At 45.4% G+C, this 315-nt stretch carries 2 tRNA genes; both read left to right on the plus strand.

The annotated features are described in order from the left end of the window. The first annotated feature begins 75 nt into the window (after nt 1-75). Nucleotides 76-152: transfer RNA gene (locus AB4263_RS24130), tRNA-Ile, on the plus strand. Nucleotides 153-173: 21 nt separating this feature from the next. Then, nucleotides 174-249 (plus strand) — tRNA-Ala (locus AB4263_RS24135). The last annotated feature ends 66 nt before the right edge of the window (nt 250-315 follow it).

The raw sequence follows: 315 nt of genomic DNA on the forward strand, positions 1-315 counted from the left end.
CCTCCTTATACGAAGATATTTACGATGAGTGTCCACACAGATTGATTAGGTTTAGAAAGTAAAAGAGACGATATTGGGTCTGTAGCTCAGCTGGTTAGAGCGCTCGCCTGATAAGCGGGAGGTCGGTGGTTCGAGTCCACTCAGACCCACCAATATCGACTAGATACAAAGATGGGGCTATAGCTCAGCTGGGAGAGCGCCTGCCTTGCACGCAGGAGGTCTGCGGTTCGATCCCGCATAGCTCCACCATCTTTAAGTGTTTTTATCTGAAAATATTTAAAAATGGTTCATTAGTTTGAATCAAGCTCTTTAACA

Origin of the sequence: Vibrio sp. 10N.261.55.C5 (assembly GCF_041470505.1) — a bacterium.
Taxonomy (GTDB): Bacteria; Pseudomonadota; Gammaproteobacteria; order Enterobacterales; family Vibrionaceae; genus Vibrio; species Vibrio crassostreae_C.